The organism is Clostridium estertheticum (genome assembly GCF_018861295.1).
Lineage (GTDB): Bacteria > Bacillota > Clostridia > Clostridiales > Clostridiaceae > Clostridium_AD > Clostridium_AD estertheticum_D.
Genome location: NZ_JAHLDM010000001.1, coordinates 316,047 through 340,440, shown reverse-complemented (window position 1 = coordinate 340,440; position 24,394 = coordinate 316,047). Strand labels below are relative to the sequence as shown.

Below are 24,394 nucleotides of genomic sequence, written 5' to 3'. Positions count from 1 at the left end.
GCGGCTTTCTTACGCAACTGCAAATTAAATAAATTAAGAATTACTAAGGTTTGTTCAAATGCATTTTACGCAATATATACTTTTGTTAGCATAATCCGAGAAAAAATCTTAGTTATCTAAAACCAGAGTATAAAAAAGTTCTAAAATTTATGATTAATACATTTAGGTTAAGCTTTTAAAAATTATTATATATTATTTTGTAGCATCATTATCCTTATAAGCATAATCGAATTTTAGATTTCCACCTTTAGTTGTGTAGATATCTTTAATGTTTTCTTTTTTACATATCACTGTATTTGCTATATACACAGGTATACATGGTAACTCTTTTTCGAGTATCTTTTGTGCCTGATTATAAATTGTTATTTTTTTATTATTATTGTTTTCCATCAATGCTTTGTTTATAGTTTTATCATAATTTGCATTCTTATATCCATATATATTATCTTTTGAATTAGCTGTCCACTTAGAAAAGAACTTATAACCGTCTCCATATTCTTCATCATTTCCTGTAAATACTATGTTGTAATTCCCATAATTTACTACTTTTTTAAGTTCTTCTTTTTTATAACCAGTACAAACTACATCTATATTTAAATATTTTTTGATACTTTTAGCTATTTCTCCACTTATCTTACTATCAAAATTCTTATTTTCATACACCATAACTAATTTTTGTTTTTTATCATAAGTACTATTTTTTAAAAATTCTTGGCCTTTAATTTTATTTCGAGATTTATCAAAAATTAATTTATCACTATTATCATTAAGACTAGTATAAGGGGTATAGTTCATTGTCGGAACCGCCAAGTCTTCTGATAAAGTTTCTATTATTAATTTTCTATTTATTATTTCATTTATTGCATTTCTAAAGTTTTGGTCTACTAGTCCTTTATCTTTTAAATTAAAATTTATATAATACCTACTTTGTGTAGGTTTAACTTCAGTTTTCTTTTCATCACTGAGAGTACTTATTTCACTTATTGGTGGGCTTACAAAGACATCAATTTTTGAGTTTGCACTATCTCCATTAGTTTCAAAGTTAGCAAGTGCTTTCTCATCTCCGATTACTGACGTAAACAACATTTCACTGCTAACAATTTTATTTGCCCTCCAATACTTTTGATTTTTTAGTAATGTTATTTCACCATCTTTATTTATATTTTTTATAATAAATGGACCGCTATACTCAATTTGCTTATAGTTGTCTTTCCAATTTTTCATATTCGTACTATCATCTCTTAAAGTAAAAACTGGATTACTAAGGATATTAATAAAGTTATCCTTTGGGCTATTTAACCTTATCTCTAGACTTAACTTATCCTTTGATGCTACTATACCAACTTTATCAAACGCTACTTTTCCCATACTAAAATCTTTAGCTCCAAATATACAATATAGTTGCTCTGAAAAATTGTTTCCTTTTTCCAACAAAATATCATGAAAAAATCTTACAAAATCTGTAGCTTTTATATCTGTCCCATCACTGTAATGGAGATCCTTTCTTAATTTAAATGTATAACCTATTTTATCTTTTGAAATCTCATATTTTTCTGCCATTCCAGGCACTATTTTGCCATCTTTATCCTCTCTTACTAATCCTTCAAATAAAACTAATAACAAGTCTTTTTCCCGAATATTATCATTATCTACCATTAACAAATCTGATGGTAATTCTCCTAAGTTGTAAACTATATATTTTCTAGATATAGAAGTTGTCACTTTTTTTTGAACACATCCACTAGTAAACATTATCATAAAGATTAAAATTACACATAACATTTTTTTCATACTTACCCCCACCTTAGGTGCATCTAAACAAATAGCAAATCCATATCCTCGACTATTTTTATGCACCTTATTTAGAAGTATTAACTTTTAATATATGAATTATTCAAGTTTACTTATTTCTTTTATCTACAAAATAGTCATCATATACCATAAATTTCTTGTTAATTTGTATATATGCTAAAATATTTTTTTAATGCAGTAACATCCATAAGAAAAAATTGGTCCGCGTTATCATTTACCATGTTTTCTAATTCTTCAATATTTACCCATCTTAAATTTTGGGTTTCATTTGTTTCAACTAATAACTCTCCATCGGCTTCACATATAAATACATTGACTATAAGAGAATAAGCACCTGATAGGTTTTGAGTAGTACAAAACGGTGTAAAACTAATTGTTTTATTACCATTTACAATTGTTTCAATAACCTCATCTTCGCCGTGTATAATTGTTACATTCATTCCAGTTTCCTCTTTCACTTCACGACGTAATGCACTAAATATATTTTCATATTCTCTAATTTTACCACCAGGTATTTCTAACATACCATTTTCTTTCCCACCATCTGCTTTTTGTCGCTCTTGTATTAAAATAAAGTCCTTTTTATTTACGTGTTTTTTTAAAATTACACTAACTGCTGGTCTTGCAAAATGTTCTACCATTAATGTTTCATCTACCTTTCAAATTATGATTTATCGAGTTGTTTATAAATAATTCATACGCAGCATTATTTTACAATTTTGTATGTATCGTATTATTGCAATACATATAATATTCTAATAACACATTTTCTACACCCTTCAATTATTTCCTTCTTAATTTGTATAATAAGTTAAATCATCTCCTGCGGAGCTGCAATATTAACGACTTCAGAAGGAGATTTATACTCTAACTGAAGTTTTCTATTTATTAAAGTATGTAACTCTCACTTATATAAATGGGAAACTTTCCTTCTAAAATGTCGTTAAACTAATCCTATATTTTTCTATAACAAACATATTAATTTTTCTTTAATCTTCTAAAACAACAAAAAAAATAACACCGACATTAAACCGATGTTATTTGTGAATTACCATTTTATTTATAAATTACTATAACGACATTTCAGCATCTAAATTAATTTCATTGTTTTCTATTCTTTTCTTTAAATCCTTAACTTTCTCTTCAATTTTCTTAGCTATTTTTATGAATTCCTCGTCAGATTTTCCAGTAGGGTCGGCGAGTCCCCAATCTTCCTCGTGCCTATGTGCCACAATTGGGCAAACTACATTACAACCCATTTTTATTACAATATCGGCCTCTGGTATATCATCAATTAATTTTGAAGAATGAGTCTCATTCATGTCTACTTTATATAAATCATTTATTATTCTAACTGCATCTTGATTAATTTGAGGTTTAGTCTCAGTTCCTGCAGAATATGATTCAAACACAGATGACCCAAACTTTTTTCCAAGAGCCTCTGCCATTTGAGATCTACAAGAATTGTGAACACAAATAAATGCTACCTTTGTTTTCATAATATAATTCTCCTTCATATATATAGTAATTTATAATTCCCCTCAAAGCTATTTTAATTAGCCTGAGGGAAGATAAATTCATTTGGTTAATATACTAAAATTAAGCTTTCTCTTTTGGAAAATACTTCTTTTTCCAATGTAATGCTACATTAACTAGACCTATCATTACCGGCACCTCAACGAGTGGTCCAATAACTGCTGCAAAAGCTTCCTTGGATTGTATTCCAAATACGGCTACTGCAACTGCGATAGCAAGCTCAAAATTATTACTTGCAGCTGTAAAAGCGAGTGTTACTGTTCTTTTATAATCAATTCCAGATTTATAACTAATATAGAATGACACTGAAAACATAATAACAAAGTAAATTAGGAGTGGAATAGCTACTTTAATTACGTCTAAAGGAAGTTCAACTATATATTGTCCTTTATAAGTAAACATAACTACTATTGTAAATAGCAATGCAATTAAAGCGAATGGACTAATCTTTGGAACAAACTTCTTTGTATACCACTCAGTTCCCATTTTAGGTTCTAAAAATGCCCTTGTTAGGAATCCGAGCGCAAATGGAATTCCTAAATAAATTGCAACTGATGAGGCTACCGCTCCCATTGAAATATTAACTTTATACCCAGTAAGTCCAAATAACGGTGGTAATACCGTTACAAAAACATATGCAAATACTGAATAGAATATTATTTGAAATATTGAATTAAAAGCTACGAGTGCTGCAGCATATTCACTATCTCCACCTGCTAAATGGTTCCAGACTATTACCATAGCAATACACCTTGCAACACCTATTAATATAAGTCCTGTCATCAAACCTGGATCTGACCTTAAAAAGACTATTGCAAGTATAAACATTAATATTGGTCCAATAATCCAGTTTTGTACTAAAGATAAACTTAAAACTTTTGGATTTTTAAATACCTTTCCAAGTTGTTTGTAATTAACCTTTGCAAGTGGCGGATATAACATTACTATTAGTCCAATTGCTATAGGTATTGATGTATTACCCACTGATAGTTTTGATAAAACAACTGATGCTCCCGGTACTGCCCAGCCTAATAAAATACCCACTGCCATTGCAAGGAATATCCATAAGGTTAAGAACCTATCAAGTAATGATAGTCTTGGTCTTGTATCCATATTAAATCCCCCTTTTATTCTAATAATTCATTTAACTTATCACCCTTAATCTCATCAGGGCTCCAAGGAATAACTGCAAATTTACCCTCTGCATGTGCATCAACTTTGTTAATCCATTCAATTTCATTACTTGCTTTTGCAGCTAGTAACTTATTGGTTGAACCTGTCTTGTATAACGATGAATTAATAACCCACCATTTAGTTGAAATAGTTGCACGTTTTAAATCTTCATCTAAACGCATGGCTTCATATACTGGTGTAGCTTCAGCAAGAGTCACTATTATAACTTCAGTTTCATCTGCATTTTTGAGTCTTGGTAATAATTTTTTAACAGATCCAGGTATATCCCCTTGTGAGCGTTTAATTTCTTGGTTATAACTTTGAGTTGAATCAAGTAACAATAAAGTATGCCCTGTTGGAGCCGTATCTATAACAACAATTTGATCCTCTGCTTTATCAACTATTTCGGCAAATGCTCTAAATACTGCAATTTCCTGAGTACATGGAGATCTAAGATCCTCCTCAACATATGCAATATCTTCGGATGCCATAGTTTCTCTAGCTTTTGAAAGGACCTCATCTTGATACTTTTTAAGCTCAGCGTGCTCATCAATGTGACTCATAGTGATATTACTGTTTTCTTTAATAACATATTTAAGATGAGCTGCAGGATCAGTTGTAGTAAGGTGTACCTTTTTTCCCTTTGCTGATAATCCGAGTGCAATAGCTGCTGCAATTGTAGTTTTACCTACACCACCTTTACCCATAGTAAATATTACTTTTTTATTGCCTTTGCATAAATCTTCAATAACATCTTTTAGCGTTGGAATGGTTTTTGCATTTATTTTCTCACGACGTACACTATAATTATCCTTGGTAAGAAGTGCCCTCACATTATCCATACCTGTTATATTGTAAGCTCTTAGTGGTACCATGTAGGTCTTAATTTTTTTTAGACCCTCTGGCATTTCACCTAAAGATTTTTGTTGTTTTTTATATAGACTTTCAGATACACTATCATCAAAAGAACTCATTACACCATTTATTATCATTGTTTGATTATTTACACCAATTTCAGATAATTCTTTTGATGCTCTTTCTGCTTCTTTAAGTGGTGTAATCTCCGGCCTAGAAATAAGCACAAGTGTTGTTAAATCTCCATTTGCTAAGGTTTCTACTGCCTTTTTATATATTTCTTTTTTACTCTCAAGTCCTGAAAGCTGACCTAAACATGAGGCGCCATGTGTACTTTCACTAATAAAGCTACTCCATGCTGAGGGTAATTGAAGCATTCTAAGTGTATGACCAGTTGGTGCAGTATCAAAAATAATATGATCATAATCCTTTTGGAGTTTTTCATCTGTTATAAATTTTGAAAATTCATTGAATGCTGCAATTTCAACAGTACATGAACCAGAAAGCTGTTCTTCCATATTTTTAAGAACAACATCAGGTAATTTGCCACGATAAGGTGCAATTACACTTTCTCTATGCTCAGCGGCGGCTTTAATTGGGTCAAGGTTAGCAACAATAAGATTTGGTACTTCCTTAATTGGAACACCCTTATTTGTAAGTTCTGTATTAAAAACATCCTGCAAATTTGATGCAGGGTCGGTACTTATAAGGAGCACTTTTTTTCCTCTATCAGCAAGATTAACTGCCGTAGCACAAGCTGTTGAAGTTTTTCCTACGCCACCTTTACCTGTATAAAATAAATATTTTGTAAGTTTAATATTTTGCGGATTAAAAATTTCCATGCTATTAAACACCTCCAGTTTTATTATTACGCTATTTCTGTATTTAATTCTAATGTATTTTTTTAAATCATATTAGCAACATCCACCATCACAACCGCAGCCTTTTGATGGTTTTTTTATAACTGATTTTAGTGAACTTACTGGCAAATCTAATAAACTGGCGAACTCTTCATCCGTTGGATATTTCTTTGTTTTTACAACAACATCATCCACCATTGTGACTGGAAGCACATCTACCCCCTCATCATTTAACATTTTATTTATTGTTTTATTATCAACGAACATCTGTGGGTTACTAGACAAGTTATATCTTTCAACTAAAATACCATTGTTTTTCAAGTTATTTATTATCGAAGAAACCCTTAATAGTTGTCTATCAACTCCTGGTCCACAAACTCCTGTTGAGCAACACATAGCTGGTTCAAATATTATCATTTTTTTCATATAAAACACTCCTCTTAATATTTAGTGTAGCGCACGCTACACCTACTTATTTATTATTCACATTCTTTTTTAGTCTTATCATTACATATACATTCATCTTTATCTGTAACAAGATTCATAAGAAATAATATAAGTTTATTACAGTTATTATTGTTTAGTGAGTAGTAACTCCATAGTTTCTCTTTTCTGCATTTTACAATTCCATTGTCAACTAATACCTTCATGTGATGAGAAAGTGTTGGCTGTGTAAATTCAAAATGCTCTAATATATCACAAGCACACTTTTCCCCACAAGACAAAAGGTCAATTATTTTAAGTCTACTAGCATCTGAAAGTGCTTTAATGATTTTTGCATTATCCTCATAATTGTTTTTCACTTCATTACCCCTTTACATTCAAGCTTATCTATATATAATATACACCTCTGTCTATGTTATGTCAATATACTAATATATATTCACTATATATTTATCATTATATTTACATTCTTCTATATATACATTTTATTCATTACCTCATTAAGTGTTCCCATAATTTTTCTAAAATAACCTAGACATTCAAAAAATCTAATACTATAATTATAAAAGGCAAATCATATTAGATAATATGGTTTGCCTTATACCTCAGGTTATAAACAATTATTATGATGAAGATTAATCTATTCCAATTACAGTACTTCTACGTTCCATAAAAACTACATCGTGCCAATCACCATTTTTCATTTTAGCAACTTTTTCTCTCCTTCCAATTTCCCTAAACCCACATTTTTCATGTAATTTTATACTTGAAATGTTTTCTCTTATAATTCCGGACTGCAAAGTCCAAAACCCATTTTCTTCTGATAATTCAATCAAACTTTTTAAAAGATTTCTCCCTATTCCTTCACCTCTATGATTTTGTCCAATATATATACTAACTTCTGCTACTCCCTTATAAACACATCTACTTGAAGCTTTACTTAGTGCTCCCCATCCTAAAACATCATTACCTAATCGAGCTACTAATCTGCATGACTTCACATGTCCATTATTCCATTCTTCAAAGGTAGGTACTTCAGTTTGAAAAGTTGCTTTACCTGTTTTAATACCTTCAAGATAAATATTTGATACCTGCTTCCAATCTGACGATACCATTTCATCAATTTTATAATCCATACTATTTCCTCCCTTATTTTATTCCTTTTACTAACGCTCCTGCAAAAGTGCTATCAGCCATTTGTATATTTGTACTTCTGTATTTATCCTTCATATCTCCAGGAACTAAACTAATTACCTCATTATAATAATTTTACACCACAACAACAAGATTTACTTTTCTCAAATAAAGCAAGATTTCTAACCAAGATCCTTATTAAAAAATTTAAATAATTACTTGACAAAGAAGTTCCTAAGGAATAATATACTTATATACTCACATGGGCATATAAGTATAGCATTATCATAATTAACTTAAAGGATGTGAAATCAATGGAAAAATTAACAAATTTATTTAAAGTTTTATCCGATGAAACTAGACTTAGAATTTTAGTCCTGTTATATCATAAAAAACTCTGTGTATGCCAAATACAAGGAATATTAGAAGAATCTCAGCCTAAGATTTCAAAACACTTAGCTAAGCTTCGAGATATGGGCTTTGTAAAAGATGAAAGGCAAGAACAGTTTATATATTATTATATTAACAAGGATAATAAACTTCTAAACGAACTATTAGAAAAAATAATTTCAAATTCAGAAAATTACGCAACGATTCAAAAGGATCTAAAAAAACTTAATAAGGGTGATCAATACATTGAAATATTTAAAACTAAATGTAATACTAATAACTAATTTTATATCAATAATTCAAAATATTATGCAGGCAGGTGACAATAATGAATGTAATATCGCAAATATTTACTTGGCTGAATAATGAGATTTTAAAAATGACTTGGCTCTCAAATATTATTCAAAGCTTTGTAGAAAACGTATTTGGACTATCTATTAAAGAAAGACTTGGTGGAAGCGTACACTTTTTTATCTATGATACTATAAAAATATTTATACTGTTATCAGTGTTGATTTTCCTTATATCCTATATTCAAAGCTATTTTCCACCAGAAAGAACAAAAAAAATTCTTGGAAATATTAAGGGCATAAAGGGAAATATATTAGGAGCATTACTTGGAACCATTACACCATTTTGTAGTTGCTCTAGTATCCCAATATTTATAGGATTTAACTCAGCAGGACTTCCACTTGGAATAACTTTTTCCTTCCTTATATCCTCACCACTCGTAGATCTGGCATCTTTATTGATCTTAATGTCTTTCTTTGGTGCTAAGATTGCTATAGCCTATGTTGTTGTAGGATTGATTTTAGCTGTTATTGGTGGAACTATTATTGATAATTTACATCTTGAAAAATATGTAGAAGGTTATGTAAAAGAAATAAAAGATGTGGATGTAGAAGTAATTGATATGACAAGACCTGAACGAATATCTTACTCAAAACAACAGGTTAAAGATACGATTCATAAAGTTTGGCTATACGTTTTAATAGGTGTTGGTATTGGCGCTGCGATTCACAATTGGATACCTCAATCAATAATCGAAACTGTAGTTGGAAATAACAATCCTTTTGCAGTCTTACTAGCAACTGCAGTAGGTATACCAATGTATGCTGACATATTTGGCACATTACCAATAGCAGAAGCATTATTCCAAAAAGGGGTAGGCATTGGTACAGTGTTATCCTTTATGATGGCAGTAACAGCACTTTCACTTCCATCGATAATTATGCTTAGTAAAGTTGTAAAACCTAAATTATTGGCTATATTTGTAGCTATAGTTGCAACGGGTATAGTTATAATAGGATATTTATTCAATGCATTTTCATTCTTATTTGTTTAAAAAATAATAAATTATAAAGGAGAAATATTATGATAATTAAAATTTTAGGTTCAGGATGTTCTAATTGCAAAAAACTAGAGGAAAATACAAGAAAGGCAATAGAGGAGTTAGGTATTGTGGCAACTATAGAAAAGGTTACTGATTTTAAAGAAATCATGGCTTATGGAGTTATGAAAACGCCTGCTCTAGTAGTCGATGAAAAGGTGAAAATTATGGGAAGAGTACCTTCAGCTGATGAAATTAAAAAACATTTATAATTAAGCACTAAAAACACTATTAAATAACGCGTTTATTTTAAGCAAAACCCTATAAAAGTCTTAACAAAATCTTCATCACTGTCTTTTAGATATACAAAATTGAACTCTCTAAATATCTTAAGCCCTTTAATAGGTATTATTTTTATAATACCTAACTCCACTTCTTTTTTCACTGTTTCTTTTGATATTATAGAATATCCTAAATTTGCTTCCACAAGAGATTTTATAGCCGTTATGCTACCTAATTCCATGTATGGGTTAAAATCTTTCAAATCATAGTCCATTTCTAAAAGTTTATTTTTAAAAATTTCTCTAGTCCCTGAACCATTTTCTCTTAATATTAGTTTCCCTTTTAAAACCTCATCTAAAGTTATATTTTTATGTTTCACAAACTCATGTAAATATGATACTGCAAGCACCAATTCATCATCTTTATATTTTATATATTTAAATTTTTCTTTATCAAAGTTTCCCTCTATTAGTGCTAAATCGATTTTTCTATTTAGCAATTTTTTAAGTATTTCTTCTGTATTGTTAACCTGCAAAAGTATATCTATGTTTTTATAACAATTTTTATATTCAGCCAGAATATAAGGAAGTATATAACCTCCTATTGTCATTGAAGCACCTACATAATAGGTTTTATTAATATTATCTTTATTTCTAAATTCTATTTCTAAGTTTCTATAAATACTATCCAATTCAATAGCGTACTTATAAAGAATTTTGCCTTCCTCAGTTAATTCTATACTTTTTCCACATTTTTTTATAAAAATTACGCCATAATATACCTCAAGAAATTTTATGTGCTGAGATACTGCCGGTTGAGTTATATTTAAAATTTCACTAGCTTTTGTAAAACTTTTTATTTTTACTACAGTTATAAACGTCTCTAACCTTATGTCCATATAAATTATCATCTCCTGTAAAAGTTATCTCAATATCAATTATAACAAATGCTTATACTTGTATAACAAATTCTAATTTGTTTTAAAACTCCTTTAATACTATTATTAATTTGTACTAAATTTTAGGAGTTGATTTTATGAATTGGATTAAAAATAATTTTTTAGGAATGGCTTTATCAATATTATTGGCACTTGCCGCATGGAAATTAGGTAATTTAGTTCCTATTGTAGGCGGACCTGTTTTTGGCATTGTATTAGGAATAATTATAAACAACACCATTGGTAAACCCAAAGTTACTCTACCAGGTATTATGTTTACATCAAAAAAGATACTTACCTGGGCAATTGTAGTATTAGGCGCAGGCTTAAGTCTTACTCAGGTATTAAAAACTGGTTTAAGCTCTTTTTCAGTAACTATATTTACTCTTGCAGCATCATTTATAACCGCATTTGCTGTAGGTAAGCTACTTGGAATACCATATAAACTAAAAGCCTTAATTGGAGTTGGTACTGCAATATGTGGTGGTTCTGCCATAGCTGCAATCTCTCCAATTATCGAAGCAGATGACATGGAAATCTCATATTCTATTTCTACCATATTTTTATTTAACATTATAGCCGTGTTGATATTTCCTCCTCTTGGACATCTATTAGGGTTTTCAGATAAAGCTTTCGGGCTTTGGGCAGGTACAGCTATAAATGATACATCTTCCGTAGTTGCTGCTGGATATGCATATAGTAACGCAGCAGGAGCCTACGCTACTATTGTTAAGCTCACAAGAACTACTATGATTATACCGATATCTCTTATTTTTGCCTTTGTTACTGCTTATAAAAAGAAAAAAGAATCCAAAAATAATTCAAAGGTGAATTATAGTTTCAGAAAAATATTTCCTTGGTTTATTATATGGTTTTTAGTTGCTTCCCTTTTAAACACTCTTGGAATATTTAAGGGAAATAGCATAACCTACATAAATACTACTGGAAAATTTATGATAGTAATGGCAATGTCTGCAATTGGACTAAATACAGATCTTAAGAAAATGGTTAGTAATGGAATAAGACCAATTTTACTAGGTTTTATTGTATGGGTTTCAGTAGCTAGCGTGAGTGTTTTAGTACAATTTGTTACTGGACAAATTTAATACTTGAAAGGATATATTGAAAAGCACCTATATCATCCAACATAATAAATAGCAGAAAAAAGGAGCACAATGTGCCCCTTTTTTCTGCTATTTATTGATGATGATGATGTTCTCCATGATGATTGCAAACTACATCTTTATTTTCTAATGTTCCATTAATATATTCTTCAATTACCTTTGAATATTCTCCAGATGCTCCTTTTATTACTTCAAGACCATTCTGTTCTAACCCGCTGATTGCTCCTCCACCAATTCCACCAGTAATAACTACTGTCGCTCCTTGATTTTTGAGTAAATCTGCTAATCCTTGATGCTCATGTTGAAGCTCAGCTGCTGATATTTCTTCAGTACTTATAACTTTTTTATCTTCTATAGTAACAATTACAAAACTTTTGCTCATTCCAAAATGTTGATTCACCATACTACCATTATTAGGTATTGCTATTTTCATAAAATATTACCTCCACTTTTTATTTTTTTGTCTTTTTAATAATTTTATTAATAATATTTTCAGCTATTTCTGTTAATTCATCATTTAGCTTGTATTCGCCTTCATTAGAAATATTAACTATTTCTCTACACATTGGAATTTCTCCAAGTAAATCTAAATCATTTTTATTTAAGAATTCGTCTATGTTATCTGAATCAAACATTTTTATTTTCTCAGTGCATCCTGGACAAATAATATAACTCATGTTCTCTATTAATCCTATTATATCGATGTCTAGCTTGCGTGCCATATTTACAGCTTTCCCAACAATCATAGATACTAAGTCCTGTGGTGTTGAAATCATTACTATACCTGTAACTGGTATTGATTGCATTACTGTTAACGCAACATCACCTGTACCAGGAGGCATATCTATAATTAAATAATCAAGCTCTCCCCATATAACATCAGTCCAAAACTGCTTAACAACACCAGAAACTGCAGGTCCTCTCCAAATAACTGGATCGTCTTCATTTTCCACAAGAAAATTCATTGAAATGACATCAATACCCTCAGAAGTTTTAACCGGTATAATACCCGATTCATTCATAAAAGGTTTAACATCTTTAATACCTAATAGTCTTGGTATACTTGGCCCTGTAATGTCTGAATCCATAAGCCCAACCTTATATCCTTTTTTGTTAAGTTCCTGTGCAATAAGAACGGATATCGTTGATTTACCTACACCACCTTTACCACTCATAACACCAATAATATTTTTAACTTTATTTAATGGATTATTTTCTATGCTACATGTATCTTTATTATCACACTCACCATTTGATGGGCAACTTTTACAGTCAGCCATATACTACCACCTCGTTTTTTATTTCTAATACTCAATTTATATTATAATACTATTATTTTTTATTGTCAAATGCCAATAATTATAGGCTTGTTTAATCAAATATAAAACTATTTATCAGAGATTGTATTTTTATTACATTGCCTCTGACAAAAACTACTTCGTTTATTACAAGTCACTTCCTCTGAACCACATGATGGGCAAATCTTCCTATCTTCTTCATATTTTATTTCATAGGTATTCTCACATGATTTGCAAACAAATTTACATATATTTCTTGTATAATTTCCACCACTTATATTTATAGCTTTTCCCTCTATTAGAGCTATGGCAATCTTCTTCCTTGCACTATCAATTATGTTCTGAAAAGTTTGTCTTGAAACGAGCATTTTTTTTGCACATTCTTCCTGATTTAGATCTTCAACATCCTTAAGCCTCATGGCCTCAAATTCTTCAACCTTTATAAGTATTTCCTCAATTTCACATTTGCGTCTACCTGCTGGTACAAAGTACGTATATTCTGGTAAATTTTCTACTCTTCTATTCTTCACTGGTCTTGCCATAATATTATCCTCACTTTTCATATACTCTTTAGAATTTTTAAATGCTATTTTCCAGTGGCATATGCTATATAAAATTTTACAGTGTATTAACATTAATGTCAAATAACAATATTTTATATTTTATCCATTTCACATCTAATAACAAACATATAAACTTTAAAGATTTTATGATATAATATTATTATATTCGGATATAGTGATGTATATAAAGGAGAGTGTTTAGATGCACAAATTCAATATTAAAAGCTTAGACAAACTAGACAATCCAAAACGAAGACAACTTATGCCACCTATTGAGACTTTAAAAAAATTTCAACTAGGCGATAAAGGTACCTTGCTTGATATAGGCTGTGGTATAGGATACTTTAGTATCCCTGCAGCTAATATTCTAAACCAAGGAAAAGTGATTGGACTTGACATAATGCCTGAAATGATTGATATTGCAAAAGAAAAGGCAAAAAATATTGCTAATATAAAATTTATAAAGAGTGAAGAATATTCCTTTCCTATCCAAGATACTTCAATTGATTACGTCTTTATAAGTAATGTTATTCATGAGATTGAAAATAAAGCTAAATACTTCAATGAAATAAGAAGAGTTCTAAAACCGGGTGGGCTGCTTTGTATTATTGACTGGGAGAAAAAAGAAACCGAAATGGGTCCCTCTATTAATGATCGGATATCAAAAGAAGAAATGATTAAAATTTGTGCTAGCGCTAATTTTGCACATCTTGAGGATGTATTTATAAATATGGACCATTATGGGCTAAAATTCAAATTAATATAATTGAATTTAAAAATATGCTACCTTTATTGATATCATATTTTTTATAGAAAGGAGTAACATATTGAATAAATACACAAACCAACAACACCTGTCCCAATCATTATAAAAATGGGATTTACCTTCCACCTTCTAAGAATAATAATTGCAATCGTAAATAGTCCCACCGATATACCATCTATATTTTCAGGGTTACTTGATATACCCTTGCCATTCCAGAATGCTAATATTAACAAAATTAAACCTGCAGAGCCTATCATTGCTATAACAGCTGGTCTTAATCCATTCAAAACCCCTTGAACTATGGATAATCTTTTATATTTGTAATATAGATAAGCCAGAAAAAGAACAATAACACAAGATGGGAAAACGCATCCTATCGTTGCCACGATTGCACCTGGCATTCCAGCAATTCGTGTACCTACAAATGTAGCACAATTAATAGCTATTGGCCCAGGTGTCATCTGAGATATTGTTATAACATCTGCAAATTCATTCATTGATAGCCAACCGTGTATAGTAACAACCTGATTTTGAATTAATGGCATAGCAGCATAACCACCACCAACACTAAATAATCCAATTTGAAAAAAGCTCCAAAATATTTTTAGATATATCATTTTAAATCACCGACTTTTTCTATGTGCTTTGAATAATAAATAGAAATAGCTCCCATTATACCGCTTGTTAAAATTATTATAATAACATTAATGTTTAGAATAAATGTAGCTATAAAAGCACCTATCATAGTCATAATAGGCAATAATTTTTTTTCTTTAAAAAGGGAAATAGCCATACTAATTACTACATCAATAATAACTGCTGCAACTCCTGCTTGCATTCCACGCAGTATATATTTAACAATTAAACTATCCCTAAATGCTGTGTATGCGACCGATATAATTGATAATATAATTAATGGCGGTAATACTGTGCCTATTATCGTTATCATAGCACCTAATACTCCTGACAAACGATAACCTACTATTATTGCTGCATTTACAGCTATTGCACCTGGTGCTGATTGTGCAATAGCTGCTAAATCAAGCATTTCTTTTTCTTCAATCCATTTATATTCATCCACAAATTTCTTTTTCATTAGAGGAATAATAACAAAGCCTCCACCAAAGGTAAATGAACTTAAATATAAGGTTGAGGTAAATAACTTTAAATAGAATTTCGCGTCTTTTTTCATTTAGTTCCACCTCCAATGACAATTATAACTCTTGCAAAACTATACGTAAAATACTATTATATAATAATATACATAACCAAATGGTTATATATATGGGGAGGTATAATTAATATGAACTTAAGACATATGAAAATATTTGTTGCTGTTTGTCAAAATAGTAGTATTACACTAGCTGCCAAGAAAATGTATATTTCCCAACCTGCAATCAGTACCGCAATAAAAAAAATGGAAAATTATTATGGTGTTAAACTATTTGACCGTCTATCTAAAAAGCTTTATCTAACCGAAGTTGGTAAAATGGTATTAAGTTATGCTCTTCACATAACATCTCTATTTGATGAATTAGAAACAACTATTCGAAATTCAGATACAATTGGGGCCCTTAGAATCGGTTCTAGTATTACTATCGGTACTCATTTAATGCCAAACTATATAAAACAATTTTCATCTAAATACCCCAATATTCAAACCTTTGTAACTATAAATAATTCTGATATAATAGAAAATTTGGTATTAGACAATAAATTAGATTTTGCTCTTATTGAAGGAATAATTCACTCAAAGAACCTCATTTCTAAAAGTTTTTTAAATGATGAACTTGTAGTTATATGTAGTTTAAATAATCCTCTTTTAAAAAAAGAAGTCATTTCGGTTAAAGATTTGGAAACTCAAAAGTTTTTAATGAGAGAAAAAAATAGTGGCACACGCGAACTTGCTGATTCTGTCTTACTACTTCATGGCTTTTCTGCTATTCCAATATGGGAAAGCATAAGTACAGAAGCTATTATAAATGGCGTATCTAATGGACTAGGTATCGCAATACTTCCTTTACGCTTAGTTCAAAATTTTATAAAAAAGGGCACTATTAGCAAACTAAATGTAGTGGATATTAATTTAAAACGCAAATTTTATATTATTTATCATAAAAATAAGTTTTTAACCTCTTCATCTATAGAATTTTTAAAACTATGCACAGAATAACAGTGTGATTTTTTTATAATCTAAAATAAAAACAATAAAAATACCACACTTCTATAACAATTATAGGAGTGTGGTATTTTAAACGAAATCTCTATTTAATTGGAGTCATTTCAACCTTTATAAACTTTAATATTACTAGTACCTATACATATTTCTTAAGCTTATCCTCTAACACATTTTTAGGAGAGAAACCTACAAGCTTATCTTCTACTACTTTATTCTTGAATACCATTATTGTAGGTATGCTTGAGATACTATACTTTGATGATATTTCAGGATTTTCATCTACATCAATCTTTACAAATTTTATTTTACCATCATATTCCTTATCAAGTTGTTCCATAACAGGTCCTAACATTTTACAAGGTCCACACCATGGTGCCCAAAAATCTACAACTACAGCCCTATCAGAACTATATACTTCACTATGAAAACTTTTATCACTTATTTGTTTTATCATTTTAACCTCTCCCTTTTTTATTATATAAATAGATTTACATTTGAATCTTCAGTTTGACCTAGGTAATAACCAACTCCGCCAATTTTTACTCCGTCAATAAGTTCTTCCTTTGTAATTCCCATAACATCCATGGACATTGAGCAAGCAACCACTTCCACTCCGCTATCAATTGCTGATTTTATTAAGTCTTCAAGAGAACTTATATTTTTATTTTTCATTACTGATCGGATCATTTTAGCTCCGATACCCATCATGTTCATTTGAGAAAGTTTAAGCTTTTTGCTGCCCCTTGGCATCATAAATCCAAACATTGAATCAATCATTCCCTTTTTAACAGATACTTTTTCAGGTTTTCTTATAATGTTAAGACCCCAAAATGTAAATAATATAGTAACTTTACTACCCATTGCAACTGCTCCATTTGCAATAATAAAGGCAGCGATGGCTTTATCTAAATCACCACTAAATACTACCATGGTTTTATTGTTTTTTTCACTTGCCTCTGATGGAAAAGACCTACTTTCCGAAGCTATTTTGTTATCTTTTTTTTTTATAAATGCAAAAACCATACCTTTTTCTTTTCTTAAATCCAATAATTCATTATTTGTTTTAGTACACCAAGATCTAATATCCTCATAAAAACCGGGGTCTGATGCTGTTACTTTTAATATTTGACCGTCATTTAATTCATCAATACTAGCCTTAACTTGAATTAATGGGCCTGGGCAACATAATCCACATGCATCGAGAAGTTTATCATACTTGTCAGCTTCTATAGCTACTTCATCCCTTATAACCTGAGTGTCAGGGTCTATTTTCTGTCTTTTTATTTTATCACTATCTCCGGTCTTATTAGGCTTGAATTCTGAACTTAAAACTGATTTATATCCTCCAGTTAAGTTTTTAACCTTAAAGTCCTTTTGAGTTAAAATTCTAGAAGCTACATATCCTCTGAGACCTACTTGACAATATTCAATAATCTCTTTGTTTTTATCAAGTTCGCCAATTCTTTCGCGAAGATTATCTACTGGAATATTTATAGCACCCTCAATATGTCCATTATCAAATTCTATTTCAGTACGAACATCTAATACTACAGCATTTTCTCTATCATAAGTACTAAACTCATCAGTTGTGAGTACTTCCATTCTTCCAGCGAGCACATTTTGTGCAACAAATCCTGCCATGTTTACTGGATCTTTAGCAGATGAGAATGGCGGTGCATATGAAAGTTCTAATTCCGTTAAATCGTCAACTGTTCCACCAAGTCTAATAACTGTAGCAAGTACATCTATTCTCTTATCAACTCCATCATAACCAACACCTTGAGCTCCAAGTATTTTACCTTGCTCATTAAAAATAAGTTTTAATGTCATAGGAAGCGCACCTGGATAGTAAGAAGCATGGGAAACTGGATGAACTAGTATAACTTTATAAGAAATATTAAGTCTAGTTAAAGTTCTTTCATTATTCCCAGTACTTGCTGCTGTAAGTCCAAAGACCTTTAAAATTGCAGTGCCTTGAGTTCCTTTATAGATAGAATTTAAACCTGCTATATTATCAGCTGCAATTCTTCCTTGCTTATTTGCAGGTCCAGCGAGTGGTATTGCCGTATTAGTCTTATTTACAAAATCTATAACTTCTATAGCGTCACCTACTGCAAATACTCCCTCTGCACTAGTTTCCATTTTATCATTTACTAAGATGTGCCCTTTGGGGCCTACTTTAATTCCAGCATCTTTTGCAAATTTAGTATCAGGGAATACTCCTATTGCGAGTATTATCATATCAGCACTTAATTTTGTACCACTATTTAAAGTTATTTCAATACCATTTTCAGTATCTCTAAATGCTTTAACTCCGTCATTTAAAATTATTTCCACACCATTATCTGAAATTTCTTTTTCAACGTTTAAAACAATATCAGTATCAAAAGGAGCCAATATGTGAGGTGCTGCTTCTACTAAAGTAACCTTTAGTCCTCTTTCCTTTAAGTTTTCGACCATTTCCACGCCAACATATCCGCCACCAACAACTACAGCACTGTTAATCTTCTTTTTATCCACATATGCTTTAATGTTATCAGTATCTGGTATATTTCTTAATGTAAATATTCTCTCACTGTTTATGCCCTCGATATTAGGTTTAATTGCTTTTGCTCCTGGTGATAACACTAAATAATCATAGCTTTCCTCGTAAGTACCACGTACCTTACTGTTAACTGTCACGACCTTTTTATTAATATCAATTGCTACTACTTCGCTGTTATTTCTTACATCTATATTAAATCTAGCATTCATACTCTCAGGCGTTTGTACTAAAAGCTTATCTCTATCTTTTATAGTTTCACCAATGTAATAAGGCAGTCCACAATTTGCAAAAGAAATGTATTCATCTCTTTCAAACATAATTATCTCTGCATTTTCATCAAGCCTTCTAAGTCTAGCTGCCGTTGAAGCTCCACCTGCAACGCCACCAACGATTAATGTTTTTTTTATCATAATTATTTTCCTCCTCGTATTCTCGTAATTTATTTATTATCTTAATAGTAAAATCGAATTTATTAACTTCTTTATTCTTTCATCTCTAATTTTATAGTTAACCTCAAGACCATTTCGATGACCCTCTATTACACCAGCATATCTTAACTTCTGTAGATGTTGCGATACAGTGGATTGAGGAACCTTTAGACAAGTCTGCATATGGGAAACATTACATTGCCCTTGATCTAGTATGCTTTTTACTAAACACATCCTAATAGGATGCGCTAATACTTTCAGGATATCCGTAATTTCAATGTATTTCATGTAATCTGTATCCATAACCCTTCCTCTTTCCTAAATTTCAATCTAGGCATTATCTAGATAAACTATATCTCCAAGAACCTATTCCATGACTTAGATGGTAAATATTTTTAAAATCATTGTTTGCCAAAGTATCTACTGCTCTTGGGCTTCTTCCACCAGATGCACAATAAACAAGTACTGGCTTATCTTTATAAACACCCAGTTCAGCAAGTTTCATAGGAAGAATCTGCACTGGAACAAGTTTCGCTCCTGGAATGTGTCCATTATCATATTCTTCTTTAGTTCTTACATCTATTATAATAAATTCTTTATCTTCATTTATAAGCTTATATGCCTCTTCTGCACTAACATTTTTAACTCCTGAATTAAACATAATTTATGCCTCCTTAAAAATTTAGTTTATGTTATAATTTTATATATTATTATATCTTAATATTACGATATAATAATATAATAACACATATAAAATAAAAAGCAATAGAAATTTGAAATTATTTAAACATTTATTTTTACCATTAAATAAAAAAGATACACGAAATCTATCCGTATACCTAGATATTTAATTATTTTAATTTTTCTTTAGCAACCTCTACTTCAAAACCTTCTACAAAGTTCTGTACATCCTTTAGTTTAGTACTTTCTGGAACAGATGCCGAAATTCCCAGTTTCTTGTATACTTCTTCAATTTCAATTTTAGTTCCAATTGAAACGTCCTTAATTGTCATATATCCTTTAATTTCTTCTACATTTATTTGTGACTCTTGCGTTATTTGCTTTGGCAATACTTCAAACACTCCAACCGTTTTGCTTATAAATACGCCCATAAAAAATAAGCCTACTACAAATATAATTACAGTTAAAGTTTTCAATGTTTTTTTACCAGTTTTATATTTAAGCGCACCCACTTTAGGACAAGTAATTACACATACTTGGCAGCTAATACATTCTGTCGATATTACCTTATCAACTTCTGCTACATCAATATTCATCGGGCAACTTTTACTACATAAATTACAATTAATGCATATGTCTTTATCTCTAACAATCTTACTTGGACTAATTTTCGAAACAATACCGTATACTGCCCCCATAGGGCAAAGGTACTTACAAAAGAATCTATCATAAAGCAATGAACCTACCAAAATAATAACTAATACAATAGTTCCAACTAAATATTCAGTAGTTAAGCTTTCATACCCCGCTGACAGATGTCCATAAGCTGCCCAAGGATCATATGGATCCATCCAAAGTCCTGCTGTTTTCCATGCAAAATATATAGTAACTACTAAAACAATATACTTTAAATATCTTAAAGGCTTGTCTATTGCTATCGGCATAATAAATCTCTTATGAAATATCTTTTTCCCAATTATTCCAAAGAATTCTTGCAGTGCTCCAAATGGACATATTAAACCACAAAAACCTCTTCTAAATATTACTGCTAGTACTAAAGTAATTCCCAAAAGTATCATGGTACCTGAAAATATCTTTTGTAAAAAAGTTCCTCCAAATACCAAACTATAAAAGGTTTCCAGTGCTCCATATGGACATAATGCGTGTACTGAAGGTGCTACCCCTCCACCTTGAACCTGATGCAGATAAGCTTCTCTTGTAACCATAATAAGAAAAAACGCCAATAATAACCATCTTAAATACTTTAAATATTTATTGTTTTTCATAATACTCCCCCACCATCATATTTATTATCTCTTTATTTCTTCTAACATTATAAAAAACTCATTTGTGTTAATTTCACCTTTTACATATCTGTCTACAAGTGTTATTACTGATGGTCCCTTTACATCTACTCCTTCAATTGTGCGTATTTTTTCTCTAAACTCATCTACACTTATCTCTTCCCTAACATACCTCTCCTTTAATATTTCCATACTTTTTTCAAAAGAGTAACTTTTACGCCTTTTGTATAAAAGAAAGACTACTAACGAAATTATTATAAGTATAACTAAAACAGATAATATATAAGAACCATAAAACCCGTATCCCATATAACGCCCATGCCTCATATAATCATTCCTTTCTGCCACTTTACATAATAATATCATTTAGAAAAGATTAAAGTGTGGACTAATTGTGACAAAGCAAAAAAATAAATCCACCTAATTTATAAGTGGATTTTTAATTAAAACTTTAAAAATTTTATTTTAATTTGTGTTCCCACATTTATTTGACTTTTTATTTCAAGTTTACAATTTAAAATTGTAATTAAGTGTTTAGCAATAGAAATACCTAGTCCTGTACTATTACCCGAGTATTTTCTAGCCTTATCTGCTTTATAAAATCTTTCCCCTATAAAAGGAATATCTTCCTTACTAATTCCTATGCCATAATCGGTTATTGTTATTGAAAGAGTGTCCTCTTGATTTATCTTCTCTAAAATTATAGCTAACTTTATTTTGCTGTTAACATGTGAAAACTTAATTGCATTATCTATGAAAATTATCAATAGTTGCTTAAGTTTATCATAATCGCTCCAAACTGGAGGCAAATTACCCTCATCAATTAATTCTAGTTCTATGTTTTTTGCTTTTGTTATTGGTTTTAATACACGTGTTATATCTCGTAGTATTTCTTTAATATCAAGCTTTTGTAAATTTAGCTCTACTTTTCCAGATTCTAATTTACTTAGACTAAGCAAATCTGCTACCATGGCCTCAAGTCTTTTGGTTTCTTTAATTAATGTAACATAATTATCATGATGCTCTTCCATTGGTATTACTCCCTCATATAACCCTTCAAGATTCCCTCTTATTATAGTTAGAGGCGTTCTAAATTCATGAGATACATTTGCTACAAAATCTTTTCTCATCTGCTCTAGTTTCTCTTGCTGCCCAATGTTATATTCCAGCCTTGATGATAATATATCAAAGGAAGTTGATAACTCTCCAATCTCATCTTTTTGATATATATTTGTCTTAAGTTTAAAGTTTCCTTCTGTCATTTGCATAGCTGCTTCATTAATTATTTTAATAGGTTTTGTTATGTTTTTAGAAAAATAAAAACCTAATAAACCTGCAATTATTACTTCACCTATAACTGCAGCAATCAAATAAATAAAAAATTCATTCATAGAATTTGATAAATCTATCGTTGAAGAATGCACAATAATAACTCCAATTATGCTTTTATCACCTTTTGCAATTGGTACTGCAACACTCATCATATTCTCGTCGTAATATGCATTGTATCCTTGCATAGATTTTAATTTACCACCTAACGCACTTGTAATAATTTCTGCATATACCTCTTGAATGTCTGGATTTTTCTTTAAAACATTATCTTCATTTTCATAAATTGTTCTGATCTCACCCTTTAAGTTAATCATCCATACTTTTGTGTTATCAAATGAACTAACTCCCTTTAAGATATCTTTATACTCCTTTGAGTCCATCCCATTTTCAATGTAAGGTTCTAGTCTACTTTCCAATTTCTGAGCATGTAGAGTGATATTTTTTTCTTTCATCGCAAATATGTTATTTCTAAATATGTTTATTCCAATTACACCTATGCATAGGGTGGATATTATTATTATTATTACAAAACCTATTGTTAGTGTAGTAGTTATACTTCTTTTAATCATAATTAACCTCAAATTTATATCCAAGCGACCATACAGTTTTAATATTCCAGTTATATTGATTCTCTAGTTTAAGCTTTGCCCTAAGCCTTTTAATATGAGTATCAACAGTCCTTGGATCTCCGAAATACTCAGTTCCCCATATATTATCCAGAAGCATATCCCTTGAAAGAATTTTATTAGGTGAATTTGCCATCATCCATAATACTTCTATCTCTTTTTTTGTTAGATTAATAGTACTATCGTTTATTTTCACAGAATAATTACCTATGTCAATTTTAAGGGAATTATATTTAATCACGGTTCGCTTCTCAGTCTCACTTGTGACAATTCTTCTAAGGACAGCCTTAACTCTTGCTACAACTTCCCCAGGGCTAAAGGGTTTCACTATATAATCGTCAGCCCCAGTGTCTAAAGCCATTATCTTATCCCCGTCATCACTTCTTGCAGTAATCATTATTATAGGTACATTTGAAGTTTTTCTTATCTCAGCGCAAACCTCTAATCCATTTTTGCGTGGCATCATAATATCTAGAAGAATAAGTACAGGCATATACTCTGAATTTTTAATTAAAGCTTCATTTCCATCATGTGCTGTTATTACCTCAAACCCTTCTTTAATAAGGTAAGGTTTTAGAATTTTTATAATCTCTTCATTATCATCTGCAACTAGTATTTTCTTTCCCATACCATCACCTCCAGTAAATATTTCTTAAATTATACCATTTATTAAACACTCACTTGTGTACTAATTGTGGCAAAAGAATAAAACTTTTTTAATAGAAATGACACAAAAATAACACTTATCCAAACCAAAATTGCATTATGATATAGTCATACCAAACAAAATAAGAA

At 30.4% G+C, this 24,394-nt stretch carries 28 protein-coding genes; 6 read left to right on the top strand and 22 right to left on the bottom strand.

What is annotated here, in order from left to right; translation table 11 throughout:
• Positions 1–192: 192 nt before the first annotated feature.
• From KPL54_RS01520 to KPL54_RS01485, 8 genes are all read right to left on the bottom strand, one after another.
• The gene (locus KPL54_RS01520; RefSeq protein ID WP_216103980.1) at positions 193–1,791 is read right to left on the bottom strand and encodes a peptide ABC transporter substrate-binding protein; all 1,599 of its coding nucleotides are present in this window, start codon (positions 1,789–1,791) and stop codon (positions 193–195) included.
• A gap of 161 nt (positions 1,792–1,952) precedes the next feature.
• A complete protein-coding gene (locus KPL54_RS01515; protein ID WP_216103978.1) occupies positions 1,953–2,453 on the bottom strand; it encodes an NUDIX hydrolase in 501 nt (166 codons plus the stop codon).
• A 429-nt stretch (positions 2,454–2,882) separates the two neighbouring features.
• Positions 2,883–3,311: an arsenate reductase/protein-tyrosine-phosphatase family protein gene (locus KPL54_RS01510; RefSeq protein ID WP_216103976.1), complete on the bottom strand. Its 429-nt coding sequence runs from the start codon at positions 3,309–3,311 to the stop codon at positions 2,883–2,885.
• A 100-nt stretch (positions 3,312–3,411) separates the two neighbouring features.
• Positions 3,412–4,461, bottom strand: coding sequence for an ACR3 family arsenite efflux transporter (gene arsB, locus KPL54_RS01505; protein WP_216103974.1), 1,050 nt, complete (start codon positions 4,459–4,461; stop codon positions 3,412–3,414).
• A gap of 14 nt (positions 4,462–4,475) precedes the next feature.
• On the bottom strand, positions 4,476–6,218 hold the full coding sequence (arsA, locus tag KPL54_RS01500) for an arsenical pump-driving ATPase (RefSeq protein WP_216103967.1): 1,743 nt from the start codon (positions 6,216–6,218) through the stop codon (positions 4,476–4,478).
• A 72-nt stretch (positions 6,219–6,290) separates the two neighbouring features.
• Complete coding sequence (arsD, locus tag KPL54_RS01495; RefSeq protein WP_216103965.1) at positions 6,291–6,662, bottom strand: arsenite efflux transporter metallochaperone ArsD; 372 nt, start codon at positions 6,660–6,662, stop codon at positions 6,291–6,293.
• A 53-nt stretch (positions 6,663–6,715) separates the two neighbouring features.
• Entirely contained in the window at positions 6,716–7,039 is a 324-nt protein-coding gene (locus tag KPL54_RS01490) for an ArsR/SmtB family transcription factor (RefSeq protein WP_216103960.1), read from the bottom strand.
• Positions 7,040–7,315: 276 nt separating this feature from the next.
• Entirely contained in the window at positions 7,316–7,816 is a 501-nt protein-coding gene (locus KPL54_RS01485; protein WP_216103959.1) for a GNAT family N-acetyltransferase, read from the bottom strand.
• A 312-nt stretch (positions 7,817–8,128) separates the two neighbouring features.
• Here KPL54_RS01485 and KPL54_RS01480 point away from each other — a divergent pair, with 312 nt between their 5' ends.
• The 3 genes from KPL54_RS01480 to KPL54_RS01470 are packed head-to-tail and all read left to right on the top strand — an operon-like array spanning position 8,129 to position 9,806.
• Positions 8,129–8,488: an ArsR/SmtB family transcription factor gene (locus KPL54_RS01480; protein WP_216103957.1), complete on the top strand. Its 360-nt coding sequence runs from the start codon at positions 8,129–8,131 to the stop codon at positions 8,486–8,488.
• 44 nt (positions 8,489–8,532) lie between these two features.
• Positions 8,533–9,549 carry a permease gene (locus KPL54_RS01475; RefSeq protein ID WP_216103956.1) on the top strand — a complete coding sequence of 339 codons (1,017 nt, stop codon included), beginning with the start codon at positions 8,533–8,535 and terminating at the stop codon, positions 9,547–9,549.
• A 29-nt stretch (positions 9,550–9,578) separates the two neighbouring features.
• Positions 9,579–9,806, top strand: a complete 228-nt coding sequence (locus tag KPL54_RS01470; RefSeq protein ID WP_216103949.1) for a thioredoxin family protein — start codon at positions 9,579–9,581, stop codon at positions 9,804–9,806.
• A 32-nt stretch (positions 9,807–9,838) separates the two neighbouring features.
• Here the strand turns inward: KPL54_RS01470 and KPL54_RS01465 are convergent, their stop codons facing one another.
• Entirely contained in the window at positions 9,839–10,714 is an 876-nt protein-coding gene (locus KPL54_RS01465) for a LysR family transcriptional regulator (protein ID WP_216103947.1), read from the bottom strand.
• Between the two features lie 137 nt (positions 10,715–10,851).
• On the opposite strand from KPL54_RS01465, the gene KPL54_RS01460 reads away from it, so the two are divergent.
• On the top strand, positions 10,852–11,859 hold the full coding sequence (locus KPL54_RS01460; RefSeq protein ID WP_216103944.1) for a YeiH family protein: 1,008 nt from the start codon (positions 10,852–10,854) through the stop codon (positions 11,857–11,859).
• A 91-nt stretch (positions 11,860–11,950) separates the two neighbouring features.
• Here KPL54_RS01460 and KPL54_RS01455 read toward each other — a convergent pair whose 3' ends face one another.
• The 3 genes from KPL54_RS01455 to KPL54_RS01445 all read right to left on the bottom strand — a co-directional run bounded on the left by KPL54_RS01455 (position 11,951) and on the right by KPL54_RS01445 (position 13,717).
• Positions 11,951–12,310: a NifB/NifX family molybdenum-iron cluster-binding protein gene (locus KPL54_RS01455; protein ID WP_216103943.1), complete on the bottom strand. Its 360-nt coding sequence runs from the start codon at positions 12,308–12,310 to the stop codon at positions 11,951–11,953.
• Between the two features lie 19 nt (positions 12,311–12,329).
• Positions 12,330–13,157, bottom strand: a complete 828-nt coding sequence (locus KPL54_RS01450) for an Mrp/NBP35 family ATP-binding protein (protein WP_216103942.1) — start codon at positions 13,155–13,157, stop codon at positions 12,330–12,332.
• 107 nt (positions 13,158–13,264) lie between these two features.
• The gene (locus KPL54_RS01445) at positions 13,265–13,717 is read right to left on the bottom strand and encodes a DUF134 domain-containing protein (protein ID WP_216103941.1); all 453 of its coding nucleotides are present in this window, start codon (positions 13,715–13,717) and stop codon (positions 13,265–13,267) included.
• Between the two features lie 223 nt (positions 13,718–13,940).
• Between KPL54_RS01445 and KPL54_RS01440 the strand changes: the two genes are divergently transcribed.
• A complete protein-coding gene (locus tag KPL54_RS01440; protein WP_216103940.1) occupies positions 13,941–14,504 on the top strand; it encodes a class I SAM-dependent methyltransferase in 564 nt (187 codons plus the stop codon).
• 41 nt (positions 14,505–14,545) lie between these two features.
• Here the strand turns inward: KPL54_RS01440 and KPL54_RS01435 are convergent, their stop codons facing one another.
• Together KPL54_RS01435 and KPL54_RS01430 are read right to left on the bottom strand one after the other, a co-directional pair.
• A complete protein-coding gene (locus KPL54_RS01435; RefSeq protein ID WP_216103938.1) occupies positions 14,546–15,121 on the bottom strand; it encodes a chromate transporter in 576 nt (191 codons plus the stop codon).
• Entirely contained in the window at positions 15,118–15,696 is a 579-nt protein-coding gene (locus tag KPL54_RS01430; protein ID WP_216103937.1) for a chromate transporter, read from the bottom strand. The genes KPL54_RS01435 and KPL54_RS01430 overlap by 4 nt, the downstream gene beginning before the upstream one ends.
• Before the next feature lie 111 nt (positions 15,697–15,807).
• Here KPL54_RS01430 and KPL54_RS01425 point away from each other — a divergent pair, with 111 nt between their 5' ends.
• Positions 15,808–16,677: a LysR family transcriptional regulator gene (locus KPL54_RS01425; protein WP_216103934.1), complete on the top strand. Its 870-nt coding sequence runs from the start codon at positions 15,808–15,810 to the stop codon at positions 16,675–16,677.
• A 142-nt stretch (positions 16,678–16,819) separates the two neighbouring features.
• Here the strand turns inward: KPL54_RS01425 and trxA are convergent, their stop codons facing one another.
• The 8 genes from trxA to KPL54_RS01385 all read right to left on the bottom strand — a co-directional run bounded on the left by trxA (position 16,820) and on the right by KPL54_RS01385 (position 24,227).
• Positions 16,820–17,137: a thioredoxin gene (gene trxA / locus KPL54_RS01420; RefSeq protein WP_216103932.1), complete on the bottom strand. Its 318-nt coding sequence runs from the start codon at positions 17,135–17,137 to the stop codon at positions 16,820–16,822.
• Positions 17,138–17,157: 20 nt separating this feature from the next.
• A complete protein-coding gene (locus KPL54_RS01415; RefSeq protein WP_216103930.1) occupies positions 17,158–19,638 on the bottom strand; it encodes a CoA-disulfide reductase in 2,481 nt (826 codons plus the stop codon).
• A 36-nt stretch (positions 19,639–19,674) separates the two neighbouring features.
• Positions 19,675–19,959 carry an ArsR/SmtB family transcription factor gene (locus KPL54_RS01410; protein ID WP_216103923.1) on the bottom strand — a complete coding sequence of 95 codons (285 nt, stop codon included), beginning with the start codon at positions 19,957–19,959 and terminating at the stop codon, positions 19,675–19,677.
• A 34-nt stretch (positions 19,960–19,993) separates the two neighbouring features.
• The gene (locus KPL54_RS01405) at positions 19,994–20,317 is read right to left on the bottom strand and encodes a rhodanese-like domain-containing protein (protein WP_216103921.1); all 324 of its coding nucleotides are present in this window, start codon (positions 20,315–20,317) and stop codon (positions 19,994–19,996) included.
• A gap of 190 nt (positions 20,318–20,507) precedes the next feature.
• Positions 20,508–21,623 carry a 4Fe-4S binding protein gene (locus KPL54_RS01400; RefSeq protein ID WP_216103920.1) on the bottom strand — a complete coding sequence of 372 codons (1,116 nt, stop codon included), beginning with the start codon at positions 21,621–21,623 and terminating at the stop codon, positions 20,508–20,510.
• A 24-nt stretch (positions 21,624–21,647) separates the two neighbouring features.
• A complete protein-coding gene (locus KPL54_RS01395) occupies positions 21,648–21,950 on the bottom strand; it encodes an SHOCT domain-containing protein (RefSeq protein WP_216103918.1) in 303 nt (100 codons plus the stop codon).
• A gap of 134 nt (positions 21,951–22,084) precedes the next feature.
• The gene (locus tag KPL54_RS01390; protein ID WP_216103917.1) at positions 22,085–23,542 is read right to left on the bottom strand and encodes a sensor histidine kinase; all 1,458 of its coding nucleotides are present in this window, start codon (positions 23,540–23,542) and stop codon (positions 22,085–22,087) included.
• Positions 23,535–24,227: a response regulator transcription factor gene (locus KPL54_RS01385; RefSeq protein ID WP_216103916.1), complete on the bottom strand. Its 693-nt coding sequence runs from the start codon at positions 24,225–24,227 to the stop codon at positions 23,535–23,537. The genes KPL54_RS01390 and KPL54_RS01385 overlap by 8 nt, the downstream gene beginning before the upstream one ends.
• Between the last annotated feature and the right edge of the window lie 167 nt (positions 24,228–24,394).